We start from the raw sequence: 16,005 nt of genomic DNA on the forward strand, positions 1-16,005 counted from the left end.
GACCATGAACAACCCGATCATTGAACTGACTCTGACGGAATTCTGCGAGGCCGCCGCGTTGGCGGATGTCCATGTTATCGAGATCGTCGAGCATGGCATCCTCGAACCCCACGGCGCGGCCCCGACGGATTGGCGCTTTACCGATTACGAACTGGTCTTGGCCAAGCGTGCCGCGAAGTTGCGGCACGACTTGGAGTTGGAATGGGAAGGCGTCGCCCTGGCCCTGGATTTATTGGAAGAGGTCCAGCTGCTGCGAGCCGAGAACCGCCGGTTGCGCCAGCAACTGGGCCGCTGGGTGGGCTGACAGGCCCGCCGGCCACAGTGCTCGAAGACGCAATAAATAGTTACCGCACACCGCGGTGACGCACTGGTTAGGCTCGGGTTTTCCATTATCAAGGATGACCCGATATGTCAGAGTTCACCCCCCGTCTTGCCATTCCCCAAGGCGAGCATTTCGACCTGCTCAAAGCCCGTATTCCCGGCTGGTACAGCGGGGCCATCGTGCAACGCCAGCAGGAGTTGAGCGACCATGCGCTGGAGTTTCCGGACTGGTACGCGAAAGCGTCCCCCGACCTCTGGAACAACCTCAAGGACAGCCACGCCCGATACCGTGAACGCCTGAACCAGGTCGACAACTACTTGGGCAATATCCAGGATATCCGGGCCTTTGCCGAACCGTTGCTCAAGCAGGCGATTCAGGATGAGTTCAAACTCTCGCTGAACGTCAACGAGGTTTATTTCGTCCGTAAGTACGGGCGCAAGACCCGCGATGATTTTTTTGCCGCGCTGGTCCTGGACAACGAAGGTGGCCACTACGATCGCTACGAATACCGGGGCACGTCGTTGCTGGAGGCCGCGCTGGCCAATTTCGAGTCCGGCGAAGAGCGCAAGCCCGGTTGTGAAGACTGCAGCGCCATTACCACGCAGCGCCCGTTTTATGGTAGCGACGTCATGCCTTCCATCGAGGCTTTTCGCGCGTCGGCACTGCCGATGGCCCCTGAAGCCTTCGCCAGACTATGTCGCACGCTGGATTTGGGGCGCCAATACCAGACACACATCAACGCTATCGTGCGACCCGACGACAGCGGCGCACGCAACCGCTTGGATCATCAGTTGCGCGAGCACCACAAACAGGGCTTGGCGCTGAGCATCGAGATCGCCCGGGCCAAGACGGACATCAGCCCGGCGGCCTACTCAATGCTGCAGCAGGTGATCCACGGGGCAAGCGGCATCAGCCTCGATGGTGAAGCGGTGACGTTCACGTCCCTGAAAATCTTCGACATCGAACTGGTCGGCCCCGTGTTGATCGGCCCCGACCTTGAAAGCAGTCGTCGGGTGGTGCCCGTCGTGGCCTACCTGCCTGGCGATCCCGAGCATCCCCTCAAGGAATATGCCTCCAGTACCGACTTCATGGCCGAACTGCGGCGACGCCTGCATGGCATTGCCTATCGCCGCTTCTTCAGCCGTTTTGTACCGCTGCGCCAGCAAGGGGCATTTTTCAAGCAGTTCAACCGTTTTTATCGACCCTCCTCGCAAGCGAGTGATCAGGCCGATTACCCGCTCAAGTCGTCATTGCGCAACCTGCCCATGGACAACTCACCGATTCCCGGCGACCTGTGGGAGGCGCTGCGTCTGCGGCAGCTCCAGAAGATTCAGGCGGACGCCCGGGCGGTGGCGGTGCCTACCGGCGATGAAGACAGGAGCGCGCGTCTGGCGCGCCTGGACAGCTACCTGAACGCGGTGGTCAATGTGTTCAACCTGGCGGCGTTCGTGGTGCCCGGATTGGGGCCGTTGATGCTGACGGTAGGGGCCGTGCAAATGTTCAACGAGGCGTTCGAGGGCATCGAAGCGTTCGAACATGGGGATATCCGGGAGTTGTGGGCGCATTTCTCCAGCGTGGCCCTCAACACGGCATTCGTTGCCACCGGCGCGGCGGTGCTGCCGCACATTCAATGGTCGGGCAGGGTGGAGCAGTTGGAGTCCGTCCAATTGGCCAATGGCGAGTCGCGTCTCTGGCGTCCCGACCTGACGCCCTACCGCAGTGAATTGGAACCGCCCGCGACCTCGATTCCGGATGCCCAGGGCCTGTACCGGTTCGACGACCGCCGGATCCTGCCTCTGGGTGAGCAATACTACGAAGTGCAACAGGACCGGCAGAGCTTGCGCTATCGCATTCGTCACCCTGCCCGCCCGGAGGCTTACCGACCCGAGCTGACGGGCAACGGCAGCGGTGCCTGGAACCATGAGCTGGAACGGCCGCGCACCTGGCAAGGGGGGACGTTAATGAGGCGGCTGGGTCATCGCGTCAAGGCTTTCAGCGACGCCGAGCTGGAGCAGATCCGCGTCGCCAGCGGTACCACCGAGGACGTGCTGCGACGGCTGCATGTCGAAGGCGAACCGCTACCGGTCTTGCTCGCCGATACGATCGAGCGCTTTGACCTCTGCCGGCAGATCGACCGTTTCATCGGGCAGTTGCAAAGCGAAGATTCGCTGCGCCGTGAGCAGGCCGATCCGATGCTCCAGTTGCATCTGCTCACCCAATACGGGCCGTGGCCAAGAGGGCTGAGACTGCAAGTGGTCGACGGTTCCCGCCGGAGCCTGTGGGAATACCTTCGGCCATCGGAAGGGGACGCCCCGATTCGTGACGTCATCGTTCCCGAGGCGGACGTACGCAGCTCTTTGGCGCTGAAAAAACTGATCGAGGCGGTGGACGCCGTGGGCATCGATCTGTTGGCCGGTACCCGGCCACCCATTGCAAAAACGAAAATAGACGCCCGAGTCGGGCAATTGCGCAAGACCCTGGCCGAGCTGGCGGAGAATGACAAAGTACAACTGCTCAATGATCTCTACACCAGGGGAACACCGCCGAGTGACCCGTCTGCTGCGCTGCTCAAATCCCGTTTTCCCTCGGTACCGACCGCGGCGATCGAGCAGATAGGCCTCTTCGCCAGCCCGCAAGAATTGCAAGAAATGCTCCGCTGGGACTTCGCCGATGCCACCCAGACCAAACCCATCCCGCTGCGTATCGCCGAAGAGCTGCGTTACTATCAGCGTGCGGTGCGTTTGAACCGAGTCTACGAGGGTTTGTATCAGGAGGCACTGGCCACGGCGGACACGCCCCGGCTGGTGTTGGCCACCTTGAAAACCTTGCCCGGCTGGAGCGATACGGTACGCATTGAACTGCGCGAGGCCGCTGTTTCCGGTGCTTTGATCGACAGCATCGGGCCGCAAGACGCCAGCCAGGTCAAGGTTGTGGTCAGGGACGATGATCGCTACCAGGCTTTTGACGACAGCGGCAATGAACTGAGCCATTGGGGCAGCGTTTTCGATGCCTTGCAGCACGCCCTTCCGGATGCCGAACGCAGGGCCATGGGCCGGCCTTCGATTCATCAGGCAGACCTGTTGAAACAGGCCATTGGTGCCGCGCCATTGCCCAGGGATGCGCTGGCGAGCCTTTTGAAGATGCCCGCGCTCAAACCCTCCTTCCGGTCGCCGATGCGCCTGGCTTCGGGCAAAGTCGGCTACCCCATGGGCGGGCTGCGGGATTGGTTGGGCCTGGGCCGATCGCCGCAAAGCCGGGTCCTGGAGTTGTACCCGGGCTATTCGGCGGAACAAACCCAGGCCCTGTTGCGATCATTGGGCGATGGCGCGGTAAAGGAACTCAAACGACGTAAAGTCGAGTTGAAAATGCTGCGGCGGGATCTGGACCGCTGGGTCGCTAGCCCTGCATTGCGCAGTGTGGGTAATTCCCAGCAGCGAGTGCCGATGTTGCTCAAGCAGGTGGCGGCTGACCAAATCGAGCGATGCTGGCGGCGCCAGAGCCCGGTCGCTGTGGGGGTGGACGGCCGCAGGATCGGCTATGAGCTTGAGCTCAACGGCGTCAATGTCGGGACATTGCCGGAGCTGACGGCCGATTTCAGTCATGTGGGCGTACTCAAGCTTCGTAACATGGGGTTGTCACTCAACCACTGCGACGACTTCCTCAGCGGGTTCTCCTCCCTTCGTCGGTTGGACATGTCCGGGAACAGGTTGAGTGATATTCCGCAGGCCGTGGCGGCAATGAAGGATCTGGACACGCTTGAACTGCAGAGGAACCGGATTGGCCTGAGCCCTGGCGGCGTGGAAGTCCTGCAAGGTCTTACCCGCTTGAAAAACCTCCACCTGGATCACAATGGGCTGGGGCGGTTACCGGATTTCAGTGCTTTGCCTGACCTGGAACGATTGGATCTGAGGCATACCGGGATCACTACCTGGCCCACCGGTCTGCGGGACCAACCGCTGGAGCTGATTGATTTGCGCAATAACGGGTTGACCGAAGTGCCGGATCATTTGCTCGATCCGCCCGCCGAGCGTGCTCATGCCACGGCACGTCTTAACCGCGTGACGCTGTTGCAGGGCAACCCTCTGAGCGAGATAGTCCAACAGCGCATGCGTGATTATTGGGATACGGTCTTGCAAACGCGTTCCGAATGGATGGTCCTGCGTCTGCCCGGTGCGTTTGGGCATGCGGTGCCGGGCAGGCCGTCGAACATGCAGCGATGGTTGCGCAACCTGTCCGGAGAGCAACTGGCGGACAAAAGGGCTTTGTGGATGAGCCTGGCGGGTGAGCCACAATCGGGAGAGTTTTTTGAGTTGTTGAACCGGTTGGCCGACTCCTATCAGGGCCTGAGAGATTATCCGGACCTTCAGGCCCGCGTCTGGCAAATGCTCGAAGCGATGGGGAGCTCCACCGACCTGCGTCATGAGTTGTTCGACCTGGCTGGCCGGCCGGCGTGTGAAGATCGCGCGGCGCTGTCGTTCAGTTACCTGGAAATCAAATTGATGATCCACAACGCCAGGGCCTTGGCGGCTGGCAAGGATGAGGCGACAGCGCTCATCCAGTTGGCCAAGGGGCTGTTTCGCCTCGATGAGGTGGAGCGTATTGCCCTGCAGGATATCCAGCGGCGCCGTGACGCGATCAATGCCCGCCTCGACCTGACCGACGAGGAGAAGCGCGAAAACCTGGCGCTGATAGAAGAAGTCGAGGTTCGTCTGGCTTACCGAGTGGGGCTCAAGGATCGACTGAGGCTGCCGGGGCAACCCGCAGGCGGGAGTTTTCTCACGCTGGGGGATGTCACCCCCGCAATGCTCGACGCCGCCGCCAGTCAGGTCCTGGCCCTGGACGACTCACCCCAGCAGTTTCAGTCATTGGTGGGCCGGGATTTCTGGATCGATTATTTGAAGCAGCAGCATGGGGCTTCTTTCCAGGCGCTGAATGACACCCTTATCGCCAGGCAGATTGAACTGGATGAGGCAAAGTCGGCCGGGACCCTGGAGGAATCCGACTACGTCAACCAGTCCGAGGCGTTGGACTTGCAACACAAGATCAAGGAAGCGGAGCTGATCCAGTCGTTGACGCGAACCGAGTTGGCCGCGCTGCCGGAAAGCACCGATCTGTAAGCGAATCCGGCCCGATCATTTCAGGCCGGAATGACCCCCGTGGTGGGGAACTCATTTGTGGCGAGGGGATAAATCCCCTCGCCACAGAAGCTCTCTCGCCACAAGGGTTGCGCGGGTTCAAAACAGGAAGTAGCGCTGCGCCATCGGCAGCACTTCGGCTGGTTCGCACCACAGCAACACCCCATCGGCCTTGACCTGATAGGTCTGCGGATCGACATCGATGCTCGGCAAGTAGTCGTTGTGAATCAGGTCGGTCTTCTGCACATCGCGGCAGCCCTTGACCACGGCGATTCTCTTCTTCAGCCCGAGCTGTTCCGGCAACCCGGCCTCGGCGGCGGCCTGGCTGATGAAGGTGAGGCTGGTGGCGTGTCGTGAGCCGCCGTAGCTGGCGAACATCGGCCGGTAGTGCACTGGCTGCGGTGTCGGGATCGAGGCGTTGGCGTCGCCCATCAGGCTGGCGGCAATGGCCCCGCCCTTGAGGATCAGCGTCGGTTTGACGCCGAAGAACGCCGGGCGCCACAGCACCAGGTCGGCCCACTTGCCCACTTCGATGGAGCCCACTTCATGGCTGATGCCGTGGGTGATCGCCGGGTTGATGGTGTACTTGGCGATGTAGCGTTTGATGCGGAAGTTGTCGTTGCCTTCGCCGTCACCGGGCAAGGCGCCGCGTTGCTTTTTCATCTTGTCGGCGGTCTGCCAGGTGCGGGTGATGACTTCGCCGACACGGCCCATGGCCTGGCTGTCGGAGCTGATCATCGAGAACGCGCCCAGGTCATGAAGAATGTCTTCGGCGGCGATGGTCTCGCGGCGGATGCGGCTCTCGGCGAAGGCCACGTCTTCGGCAATGCTCGGGTCAAGGTGATGGCAGACCATCAGCATGTCGAGGTGTTCGTCGATGGTGTTGCGGGTGAACGGCCGGGTCGGGTTGGTGGAGCTGGGCAACACGTTGGGGAAACCGCAGGCCTTGATGATGTCCGGCGCATGTCCGCCACCGGCGCCTTCGGTGTGGTAGGTATGGATGGTGCGGCCCTTGAAGGCGGCGAGGGTGGTTTCGACGAAACCGGATTCGTTGAGGGTGTCGGTGTGGATCGCCACCTGCACGTCGTACTGGTCGGCCACGCTCAGGCAGTTATCGATAGCCGCCGGGGTGGTGCCCCAGTCTTCGTGCAGCTTCAGGCCGATGGCGCCGGCCTTGACCTGTTCGATCAACGGCTCCGGCAGGCTGGCGTTGCCCTTGCCGGTGAAGCCGATGTTCATCGGGAAGGCGTCGGCGGCCTGGAGCATGCGCGCCAGGTGCCACGGCCCGGAGGTGCACGTGGTGGCGTTGGTCCCGGTGGCCGGGCCGGTGCCGCCGCCGATCATGGTGGTGACGCCGCTCATCAGCGCCTCTTCGATCTGCTGCGGGCAGATGAAGTGAATGTGGGTGTCGATGCCGCCAGCCGTGAGGATCATGCCTTCGCCGGCGATCACCTCGGTGCTGGCGCCGATGGCGATGGTCACGTCGGGCTGGATGTCCGGGTTGCCGGCCTTGCCGATGGCCGCGATGCGCCCGTCCTTGAGGCCGACATCGGCCTTGACGATGCCCCAGTGGTCGATGATCAGCGCGTTGGTGATCAAGGTATCGACGACCTCGGCGGCCAGCAACTGGCTCTGGCCCATGCCGTCGCGAATCACCTTGCCGCCGCCGAATTTCACTTCTTCGCCGTAGGTGGTGAAGTCCTTTTCCACTTCGATCCACAACTCGGTGTCGGCCAGGCGGACCTTGTCGCCGACGGTGGGGCCGAACATGTCGGCGTAGGCTTGTCTCGAAATCTTCATGTGCTTGCCTTGGAATTCAATTGAATGTGGAAACCGTTCGCTTCGCTCACTCATCGCGAGCAGGCTCGCTCCCACAGTTGATCGCATTCCCCTGTGGGAGCGAGCCTGCTCGCGATGGGGCCGGTGCTGGCACCCTATGACTTAAAGGTCGCCCATGACGCGCCCGGCAAACCCGAACACCCGCCGATGCCCGGCCAGGTCCACCAGTTCCACCTCGCGGCTCTGGCCCGGTTCGAAGCGCACCGCCGTGCCGGCCGGGATGTTCAGGCGCATGCCACGGCTGGCGGCGCGGTCGAAGGTCAGGGCGTCGTTGGTTTCGAAAAAGTGATAGTGCGAACCGACCTGGATGGGCCGGTCACCGCTGTTGGCGACGTTCAGCGTGAGCGTGCGGCGGCCGACGTTGAGTTCGATGTCGCCGGGTTGGACCTGGTATTGGCCTGGAATCATTGCGGTTGCCCCAAAAGCTTGTAGTAGATGGCGGTCGGGGTGTAAGTCCCGTCCGGGCTCTGGCAGTAGTCGGGCAGTTCACCGACGCGGGTATAGCCCATGGCGCGGTAGAATGCCTCGGCCTCGGAACCGGCCTCGGTGTCGAGGTACAACAGGCCACGTTTGTGTTGGCGGGCGCCGAGTTCCAGGGCGCTCATCAATTGCTGGCCCAGGCCCCGACGGCGAGCCTCGCCGCGCACGAGCAGCTTCTGTACCTCGGCGCGGTTGAGGCCGTTGGGTTTCTGGCACAAGGCGAGTTGGACACTGGCTTGTACCTGTTCATCCTTGACCACCACCCACAGCAACAGGTGGCCTTGGTTGAGGCTGGCCTGGACCTCGTCGAAATAGGCGCGGGCCTGGACGGCATCGAGATCGGCCATGAACCCCACGCTGGCGCCGTACCCGACGGCGTCGAGCAACAGATCGATCAGGCCCTGGCGATAATGCGCAAAGCTCTCGGCGTGGACTCGACGCAACTGGGCGGGGTTCATTGGCTTTTCACTCCTTATCGACGGCAGGCGGTAGCGCCCCGGGATTGAGGTTCAATTGCATGAAGGTCAGGTCCAGCCAGCGACCGAACTTGGTTCCCACTTCGGGCATTTGCCCGGTGATCACGAAACCGGCCCGCTCGTGCAGGCGAATCGAGGCCGCGTTACCGCTTTCGATGGCGGCGACCATGACATGTTTATCGCAGGCCCTGGCACGCTCGATCAAAGCGCTCATCAATAGAGGGCCAAGGCCATTGCCGCGCTGGTCGCTACGCACGTACACCGAATGCTCCACGGTGTGGCGGAAGCCGTCGAACGGCCGCCAGTCGCCGAATGAAGCGTAGCCGAGCATGTTCTCCTCGGGGTCACTGACCACCAGTATCGGGTAGCCCTGGGCTTGCCGGGCGCTGAACCATGCCTGGCGGTTGCCCAGGTCCACGGGCTGTTCGTTCCAGATCGCCGTGGTGTTGAGGACGGCGTCGTTGTAGATGTCACGGATCGCCGGCAGGTCGGCGGGCTGGGCGTCACGAACGTGATAGGTCATGACACGGCCTCAGGCGATGGGCTTGTGGACGGTGACCAATTTGGTTCCGTCGGGAAAGGTCGCCTCGACCTGGATTTCCGGGATCATTTCCGGGATGCCTTCCATTACCTGTTCGCGGCTTAGCAGGGTGGTGCCGTAATGCATCAGCTCGGCCACGGTCTGGCCGTCACGGGCGCCTTCGAGCAGGGCTGCGGAAATGTAGGCCATGGCCTCAGGGTAATTGAGCTTCAAGCCACGAGCCAATCGCCGTTCGGCGACGAGGCCGGCGGTGAAGATCAGCAGCTTGTCTTTTTCGCGTGGGGTCAGGTCCATGTGCAATCCAATAAAGGCAGGTAAAAATTACAGATCCTTGAATACTGCCCCTGTGGGAGCGAGCCTGCTCGCGATAGCGGTGTGTCAGTCAACATTTATGGTGAATGTTCCATTGCTATCGCGAGCAGGCTCGCTCCCACAGGACCAGCGGATTCAGGTGCTCCAGATTCTGGGAGGTACCGCCTCTCGACCGAGCATTGCCGGGCGCAGAAGCCTCCACAATTCAATCAACCATCCCCGCGCCAGCAGCGCCTCGCTCGCCAGGCAGCGGGCCACGACCAGCCCGGGCAACTGCGTCAAATCCCCACGCACGTCATGGCCCAGGGATCGGCATTGTTCCAGCCGCTCGCTGTCGATTTCGCCGGTCACCAACAACGTGGCGAACACCGGGTCGCCGCCCAGGCCGATGGGCGAGTCCAACAACCCATCACCGCCCACAATGCGCTGGCGCTCATGCCACAGCAACTGGCCGTCGCGGCGAATGTCCAGCCGCGACTGGAAATGCCCCAGGTCGAACCGCTCGCCGCTGGCCGGTCGGCCGAGGGCAACCATGTCCCAGTAGAACAGCCGCCCATCGCCCTGCAGGTCGATGCTCGTGCTCAGTTCGGCCTGGGCCGCGCTGAAGACGATGGTTTCCTGGGGCAGCCATTCCAGGGTTGCGCCGGGGGCGACGCTGAGGCTCAGTTGTTGATACGCCGGGCCGGCGGCGCGATACCACTTGGCCGCGCCGGGGCTGGTCAGTTGCGCCCAGGCGCCAGGGCCGACGTGGGCCGAGATGTCCAGGCGGTCACCGCCGGCAATCCCGCCAGGCGGGTGGACGATGATGTGCTGGCACACCTCGGGGCCTTCGGCGTACAGGTGCTTCTGCACCCGCAGCGGGCCTTTGTGCCGCCGCTGGACCGGGCGCGTGCAATCGCCAAAGCGGGCGTAACCCAGATCCAGCTCGGCATGCCAACTGGGGGTGAACACCGCAGAAGGGGCCAGTAATGAGACAGGTAGATTCATGATTTCTGATTATCGTCAGGACGCTACAGACTAGATCGTAACCAGCCCGCGCACACCCTCGGCTTCCATATTTTCTCCGCGCCCCTGCTGCACGATCTCGCCCCGGGACATCACCAGGTACTGATCGGCCAGTTCGGCGGCGAAGTCGTAGAACTGCTCCACCAGCAAAATCGCCATGTCGCCCCGGGCCGCCAGTTTCTTGATCACCGCGCCGATCTCCTTGATCACCGAGGGCTGGATGCCCTCGGTGGGCTCGTCGAGAATCAGCAGGCGTGGACGGCTCGCCAGGGCCCGGCCAATGGCGAGCTGCTGTTGCTGGCCACCGGACAGGTCACCGCCACGGCGTTGTTTCATCTGCAACAGCACCGGAAACAGCTCGTAGATGAACGCCGGCACTTCCTTGGCCTCGGAACCGGGGAAGCGCGACAGGCCCATCAGCAGGTTTTCTTCCACTGTCAGCCGCCCGAAAATCTCCCGGCCTTGAGGCACGTAGGCGATGCCAGCGTGCACCCGTTGGTGTGGTTTGAACGCGGTGATGGCCTTGCCTTCCCAATTCACCGCGCCTTCCTTGGCCGGCAGCAGGCCCATCAGGCATTTGAGCAGGGTGGTCTTGCCCACGCCGTTGCGCCCCAGCAGGCACGTAACTTCGCCGACCTTCACGTCAAACGACAGGCCGCGCAGGATGTGGCTACCGCCGTAGTATTGGTGCAGCTTGTCGACTTGCAGCATGTTCCAGATTCTCCTCAAGTCCCTTGTGGGAACAATGGCTTTCTGTGGGAGCAAAGCTTGCTCGCGACAGCGGCACCTCGGTCCATCGGAAGGACCGCGTTATCGTTCATCGCGAGCAAGCTTTGCTCCCACAGGCCCGCTCCCACAGGGGGAATGTGTTTGCAGGGCTAGCGACCGAGGTACACCTCGATCACCCGCTCATTGTCCTGCACCTGTTCCAGCGAGCCTTCAGCCAGCACACTGCCCTGGTGCAACACGGTGACGTGGTCGGCAATCGCGCCGACGAAGCCCATGTCGTGTTCCACCACCATCAGCGAATGCTTGCCCGCCAAGGACTTGAACAGCTCGGCGGTGAACTCGGTTTCGGCGTCGGTCATGCCCGCTACCGGTTCGTCGAGCAGCAACAGTTGCGGGTCCTGCACCAGCAGCATGCCGATCTCCAGGAACTGCTTCTGCCCGTGGGACAACAACCCGGCAGCACGATTGACCGAGGTGGTAAGGCGAATGGTTTCCAGCACTTCGCTGATGCGCGTGTGTTGCTCGCCAGTGAGTTTGGCCCGCAGGCTGGCCCACACCGATTTGTCGGTCTTGAGCGCCAGCTCCAGGTTTTCGAACACGCTCAAGGCTTCGAACACCGTGGGCTTCTGAAACTTGCGACCGATACCGGCCTGGGCGATCTGCACCTCGCTCATGCTGGTCAAGTCCAGGGTTTCGCCGAACCAGGCCTTGCCATGGCTGGGTCGGGTCTTGCCGGTGATCACGTCCATCAGTGTGGTCTTGCCGGCACCGTTGGGGCCGATGATGCAGCGCAATTCGCCGACGCCGATGTACAGGTTCAGATCGTTCAAGGCCTTGAAGCCATCGAAGCTGACGCTGATGTCTTCCAGGGTCAGGATGGTGCCGTGACGGGTGTTCAGGCCAACGCCCGCCGCCTGGCCGAGGCCGATGGCGTCGCGGCTGCTGCCGGCATCCTGGTTGGGTTCGGGCGGAAAAAAAGCGGGTTCGAGCATGAATTCGGCACTCGCTGTAATTCTCATTGTTCACCTCTTTTCTTCAGCAGGCCGATCACGCCCTTGGGCAAGTACAGCGTCACGACGATGAACAGCGCACCGAGGAAAAACAGCCAGTACTCAGGAAAGGCCACGGTGAACCAGCTCTTCATGCCATTGACCACGCCGGCGCCCAGCAGCGGTCCGATCAGCGTGCCGCGCCCGCCCAGGGCGACCCACACGGCCGCCTCGATGGAGTTGGTCGGCGACATTTCGCTGGGGTTGATGATGCCCACCTGCGGCACGTACAACGCGCCTGCCAGGCCGCACAACACCGCACTCAACACCCAGACGAACAGCTTGAAGCCACGGGGATCGTAGCCGCAGAACATCAGGCGGTTTTCCGCGTCGCGCAGGGCGGTCAGCACACGACCGAATTTACTGCGGGCCAGGCGCCAGCCGATGAACAGGCTCGCCACCAGCAACACTACCGTGGCGAGGAACAACACCGCCCGGGTGCCCGGTTCGGTGATGCCAAACCCCAGGATCGAGCGGAAGTTGGTGAAGCCGTTGTTGCCGCCAAACCCGGTTTCGTTGCGAAAAAACAGCAGCATTCCGGCGAAGGTCAGGGCCTGGGTCATGATCGAGAAATACACGCCCTTGATCCGCGAGCGGAAGGCGAAGAAACCGAACACCAGCGCCAGCAACCCCGGCGCCAGCACCACCAGGCACATGGCCCAGAGGAAGCTGTCGGTGCCGGCCCAGTACCAGGGCAATTCGGTCCACGACAAAAAGGTCATGAACGCCGGCAAGCCATCCCCGGCCGCCTGGCGCATCAGGTACATGCCCATGGCGTAGCCGCCCAGGGCGAAGAACAGGCCATGACCGAGGGAGAGCAGGCCGGCGTAGCCCCAGACCAGGTCCAGGGCGAGGGCGACGATGGCGTAGCAGAGAATCTTGCCCACCAGGGTCAGGGTATAGGCCGAGACGTGCAACGGATTGTCCGCCGCCAGCAACGACAGCAACGGCAGGCTCAGCAGCACTGCCAGGATCACCGCGCCGACGGCGAGGGTGACTTTGGGGCCGGCCTTTTGCGTGGCCGTGAGCATCAGGGGCTGGTTCATCAGTCGATTACCCGTCCTTTGAGCGCGAAGAGGCCTTGCGGACGCTTCTGGATGAACAGAATGATCAGCGCGAGGATCAGGATCTTGCCGAGCACGGCGCCGATCTGCGGTTCGAGAATCTTGTTGGCGATGCCCAGGCCGAACGCGGCGAACACACTACCAGCCAACTGGCCGACGCCGCCGAGCACCACCACCAGGAACGAGTCGATGATGTAGCTCTGGCCCAGGTCGGGGCCGACGTTGCCGATCTGGCTCAGGGCCACGCCCCCGAGCCCGGCGATGCCCGAGCCGAGGCCGAAGGCGAGCATGTCCACGCGACCGGTGGGCACGCCACAGCAGGCAGCCATGTTACGGTTCTGGGTGACGGCGCGGACGTTCAGGCCCAGGCGGGTCTTGTTCAGCAACAGCCAGGTCAGCGCCACTACGAACAGGGCGAAGGCGATGATCACGATGCGGTTGTATGGCAGCACCAGGTTGGGCAACACCTGGATCCCGCCCGACAGCCAGGCCGGGTTGGCGACTTCGACGTTCTGCGCGCCGAACACCAGGCGCACCAGTTGGATCAGCATCAGGCTGATGCCCCAGGTGGCGAGCAGGGTTTCCAGTGGGCGCCCGTAGAGGTGGCGAATTACCGTGCGCTCCAGGGCCATGCCGATGGCGGCGGTGATGAAAAACGCCACCGGCAGGGCGATCAGCGGGTAGAACTCGATGGCGTTCGGGGCGAAGCGCTGGAACAGCATCTGCACCACGTAGGTGGAATAAGCCCCCAACATGAGCATCTCGCCATGGGCCATGTTGATCACCCCCAGCAGGCCGAAGGTGATTGCCAGGCCGAGGGCGGCGAGCAGCAGGATCGAACCCAGGGACATGCCGCTGAAGGCCTGGCCCAGCAACTCGCCCACCAGCAGTTTGCGCTTGACCTGGCTGAGGCTGGTTTCCGCGGCGGTGCGTACGCTGGCATCGGTTTCGACGCCGGGTTCGAGCAAACCTTCGAGGCGGGTGCGGGCCAGCGGATCGCCGGTTTCCCCCAGCAACCGCACGGCGGCCAGGCGCACGCTCGGGTTGGCATCCACCAGTTGCAGGTTCGCCAGGGCCAGGCTCAGGGCGGCGTGTACGTCTTCGTCCTGCTCGCCGGCCAGTTGCCGATCGAGAAAGGCCAGTTGCGCCGGACGGGCGCTTTTTTGCAATTGCTGCGCGGCGCCCAGGCGTACGCGAGCATCGACAGCGAGCAGTTGATGGCTGGCCAGGGCGGTTTCGATCAGCCCGCGCAAGCGGTTGTTCAGGCGCAGGGTCTTGGGCTGGCCATCGACGGTCAACTGGCCTTGCTGCAAGGCATTGATCAGTTCGACACGCTCCGGCTCGGGCTGCGCGGCCCAGGTTTCCAGGAGCTTGGCCTGCTGGGTCGGGTTGGCGGCGACGAAGTCTTCGGCGTCGCCGGCGTGGGCCCCCAGTGGCAACAGCAGCACCAGGGCGAGGATGAGGCGGTAAAGGGCGGTGGGCATATGCTAGGCCTTGCGCGAACTTCTTTCTGTGGGAGCGAGCCTGCTCGCGATAGCGGTGTGTCAATCACATCTTTTCTGGCTGACCCACCGCTATCGCGAGCAGGCTCGCTCCCACAAGGGTTGTGTGTCGGTTCCGGGATCCGGGACCGACACCCATGGGCTCAGTTGCTCTTCACTGCATAGTCAGGCTTCTTGTCGTTGCCGGCGATGAAGGGGCTCCACGGTTGGGCGCGGATCGGGCCTTCGGTCTGCCAGACCACGTTGAACTGACCGTCGGCCTGGATCTCGCCGATCATCACCGGTTTGTGCAGGTGGTGGTTGGTCTTGTCCATGGTCAGGGTGTAGCCCGACGGTGCGGCGAAGGTCTGGCCGGCCAGGGCTTCGCGGACTTTGTCGACGTCGGTGGACTTGGCTTTTTCCACCGCTTGCGCCCACATGTGGATGCCGACATAAGTGGCTTCCATCGGGTCGTTGGTCACCGCTTTATCGGCGCCTGGGAGGTTCTTGGCCTTGGCGTAGGCTTTCCAGGAGTCGACGAATTTCTTGTTTGCCGGGTTATCCACGGACTCGAAGTAGTTCCATGCCGCCAGGTTGCCCACCAGCGGTTTGGTATCGATGCCGCGCAGTTCCTCTTCGCCCACCGAGAAGGCCACGACCGGTACGTCGGTGGCCTTCAGGCCTTGGTTCGCCAGTTCTTTATAGAAGGGCACGTTGGAGTCGCCGTTGACCGTGGAAATGACCGCAGTCTTGCCGCCGGCCGAGAACTTCTTGATGTTGGCCACGATGGTCTGGTAGTCGCTGTGGCCGAACGGGGTGTAGACCTCTTCGATGTCTTTGTCCGCCACACCTTTGGAGTGCAGGAACGAGCGCAGGATCTTGTTGGTGGTGCGCGGGTAGACGTAGTCGGTGCCCAGCAGGAAGTAGCGTTTGGCACTGCCGCCTTCTTCGCTCATCAGGTATTCCACCGCTGGAATCGCCTGCTGGTTCGGCGCGGCACCGGTGTAGAACACGTTCGGCGACATCTCTTCGCCTTCGTATTGCACCGGGTAGAACAGCAGGCCGTTGAGCTCTTCGAACACCGGCAACACCGACTTGCGCGACACCGACGTCCAGCAGCCGAACACCACCGCGACCTTGTCCTGGGTCAGTAACTGACGGCCCTTTTCCGCGAACAGCGGCCAGTTCGACGCCGGGTCCACGACCACCGCTTCGAGCTTCTTACCGTTCACACCACCCTTGGCGTTGATCTCGTCGATGGTCATCAGCGCCATGTCCTTGAGGGACGTCTCGGAGATCGCCATGGTGCCGGACAGCGAATGCAAGATGCCAACCTTGATGGTCTCGGCGGCCTGGACGGTCCAGGCCATGCCCATCGCGGCAATGCTTGCCGAGAGTGTAAAAGCCTTGATCAAGCTACGACGCTTCATTGTGCGATCTCCGTGGACTTATGAGTTTTTTTTCGAGGGCAGATGCAAACGCTGAAGGTGCTTTTGCAAGGGGTGTGCCCGGTCGGGGGAAGGCTTTGAAATGCGGGGTTGGCGGCGGGAGAGGAAAACGACAATGCACCAT

The 16,005-nt window shown here is 62.4% G+C and carries 13 protein-coding genes; 2 read left to right on the top strand and 11 right to left on the bottom strand.

Annotation, left to right across the window (positions count from 1 at the left end; all coding sequences use genetic code 11):
- The first annotated feature begins 4 nt into the window (after positions 1-4).
- On the top strand, positions 5-304 hold the full coding sequence (locus DTP52_RS05540; protein WP_109752204.1) for a chaperone modulator CbpM: 300 nt from the start codon (positions 5-7) through the stop codon (positions 302-304).
- Positions 305-408: 104 nt separating this feature from the next.
- Positions 409-5,439 carry an NEL-type E3 ubiquitin ligase domain-containing protein gene (locus DTP52_RS05545; RefSeq protein WP_109752205.1) on the top strand — a complete coding sequence of 1,677 codons (5,031 nt, stop codon included), beginning with the start codon at positions 409-411 and terminating at the stop codon, positions 5,437-5,439.
- A 117-nt stretch (positions 5,440-5,556) separates the two neighbouring features.
- On the opposite strand, the gene ureC is transcribed toward DTP52_RS05545, so the two are convergent.
- From ureC to urtA, 11 genes are all read right to left on the bottom strand, one after another.
- Entirely contained in the window at positions 5,557-7,257 is a 1,701-nt protein-coding gene (ureC, locus tag DTP52_RS05550) for an urease subunit alpha (protein ID WP_060743085.1), read from the bottom strand.
- A 141-nt stretch (positions 7,258-7,398) separates the two neighbouring features.
- Positions 7,399-7,704, bottom strand: coding sequence for an urease subunit beta (locus tag DTP52_RS05555; RefSeq protein ID WP_014336352.1), 306 nt, complete (start codon positions 7,702-7,704; stop codon positions 7,399-7,401).
- Positions 7,701-8,234: an N-acetyltransferase gene (locus DTP52_RS05560; protein ID WP_109752206.1), complete on the bottom strand. Its 534-nt coding sequence runs from the start codon at positions 8,232-8,234 to the stop codon at positions 7,701-7,703. Before DTP52_RS05560 ends, DTP52_RS05555 begins: the two co-directional genes overlap by 4 nt.
- 7 nt (positions 8,235-8,241) lie before the next feature.
- Positions 8,242-8,775, bottom strand: coding sequence for a GNAT family N-acetyltransferase (locus tag DTP52_RS05565; RefSeq protein WP_109752207.1), 534 nt, complete (start codon positions 8,773-8,775; stop codon positions 8,242-8,244).
- 9 nt (positions 8,776-8,784) lie between these two features.
- The gene (gene ureA / locus DTP52_RS05570; protein ID WP_109752208.1) at positions 8,785-9,087 is read right to left on the bottom strand and encodes an urease subunit gamma; all 303 of its coding nucleotides are present in this window, start codon (positions 9,085-9,087) and stop codon (positions 8,785-8,787) included.
- A gap of 153 nt (positions 9,088-9,240) precedes the next feature.
- Positions 9,241-10,092 carry an urease accessory protein UreD gene (locus tag DTP52_RS05575; RefSeq protein WP_109752209.1) on the bottom strand — a complete coding sequence of 284 codons (852 nt, stop codon included), beginning with the start codon at positions 10,090-10,092 and terminating at the stop codon, positions 9,241-9,243.
- Positions 10,093-10,122: 30 nt separating this feature from the next.
- Positions 10,123-10,821, bottom strand: coding sequence for an urea ABC transporter ATP-binding subunit UrtE (gene urtE, locus DTP52_RS05580; protein WP_109752210.1), 699 nt, complete (start codon positions 10,819-10,821; stop codon positions 10,123-10,125).
- Between the two features lie 167 nt (positions 10,822-10,988).
- Positions 10,989-11,858, bottom strand: coding sequence for an urea ABC transporter ATP-binding protein UrtD (urtD, locus tag DTP52_RS05585; protein ID WP_109752211.1), 870 nt, complete (start codon positions 11,856-11,858; stop codon positions 10,989-10,991).
- Positions 11,855-12,934, bottom strand: a complete 1,080-nt coding sequence (gene urtC / locus DTP52_RS05590) for an urea ABC transporter permease subunit UrtC (protein WP_109752212.1) — start codon at positions 12,932-12,934, stop codon at positions 11,855-11,857. The genes urtD and urtC overlap by 4 nt, the downstream gene beginning before the upstream one ends.
- A complete protein-coding gene (gene urtB, locus DTP52_RS05595; protein WP_109752213.1) occupies positions 12,934-14,436 on the bottom strand; it encodes an urea ABC transporter permease subunit UrtB in 1,503 nt (500 codons plus the stop codon). The genes urtC and urtB overlap by 1 nt, the downstream gene beginning before the upstream one ends.
- A gap of 161 nt (positions 14,437-14,597) precedes the next feature.
- Positions 14,598-15,863, bottom strand: a complete 1,266-nt coding sequence (gene urtA, locus DTP52_RS05605) for an urea ABC transporter substrate-binding protein (protein ID WP_025211599.1) — start codon at positions 15,861-15,863, stop codon at positions 14,598-14,600.
- Between the last annotated feature and the right edge of the window lie 142 nt (positions 15,864-16,005).

It is taken from the genome of Pseudomonas sp. 43mfcvi1.1 (assembly GCF_900115935.1).
Classification (GTDB): domain Bacteria; phylum Pseudomonadota; class Gammaproteobacteria; order Pseudomonadales; family Pseudomonadaceae; genus Aquipseudomonas; species Aquipseudomonas bijieensis.

What these genes read in the sequence shown, in the direction of transcription:
- DTP52_RS05540 (WP_109752204.1), top strand. Translation starts at nt 5, where the DNA reads ATGAACAACCCGATCATTGAACTGACTCTGACGGAATTCTGCGAGGCC.
- DTP52_RS05545 (WP_109752205.1), top strand. Translation starts at nt 409, where the DNA reads ATGTCAGAGTTCACCCCCCGTCTTGCCATTCCCCAAGGCGAGCATTTC.
- ureC (WP_060743085.1), bottom strand. Translation starts at nt 7,257, where the DNA reads ATGAAGATTTCGAGACAAGCCTACGCCGACATGTTCGGCCCCACCGTC.
- DTP52_RS05555 (WP_014336352.1), bottom strand. Translation starts at nt 7,704, where the DNA reads ATGATTCCAGGCCAATACCAGGTCCAACCCGGCGACATCGAACTCAAC.
- DTP52_RS05560 (WP_109752206.1), bottom strand. Translation starts at nt 8,234, where the DNA reads ATGAACCCCGCCCAGTTGCGTCGAGTCCACGCCGAGAGCTTTGCGCAT.
- DTP52_RS05565 (WP_109752207.1), bottom strand. Translation starts at nt 8,775, where the DNA reads ATGACCTATCACGTTCGTGACGCCCAGCCCGCCGACCTGCCGGCGATC.
- ureA (WP_109752208.1), bottom strand. Translation starts at nt 9,087, where the DNA reads ATGGACCTGACCCCACGCGAAAAAGACAAGCTGCTGATCTTCACCGCC.
- DTP52_RS05575 (WP_109752209.1), bottom strand. Translation starts at nt 10,092, where the DNA reads ATGAATCTACCTGTCTCATTACTGGCCCCTTCTGCGGTGTTCACCCCC.
- urtE (WP_109752210.1), bottom strand. Translation starts at nt 10,821, where the DNA reads ATGCTGCAAGTCGACAAGCTGCACCAATACTACGGCGGTAGCCACATC.
- urtD (WP_109752211.1), bottom strand. Translation starts at nt 11,858, where the DNA reads ATGAGAATTACAGCGAGTGCCGAATTCATGCTCGAACCCGCTTTTTTT.
- urtC (WP_109752212.1), bottom strand. Translation starts at nt 12,934, where the DNA reads ATGAACCAGCCCCTGATGCTCACGGCCACGCAAAAGGCCGGCCCCAAA.
- urtB (WP_109752213.1), bottom strand. Translation starts at nt 14,436, where the DNA reads ATGCCCACCGCCCTTTACCGCCTCATCCTCGCCCTGGTGCTGCTGTTG.
- urtA (WP_025211599.1), bottom strand. Translation starts at nt 15,863, where the DNA reads ATGAAGCGTCGTAGCTTGATCAAGGCTTTTACACTCTCGGCAAGCATT.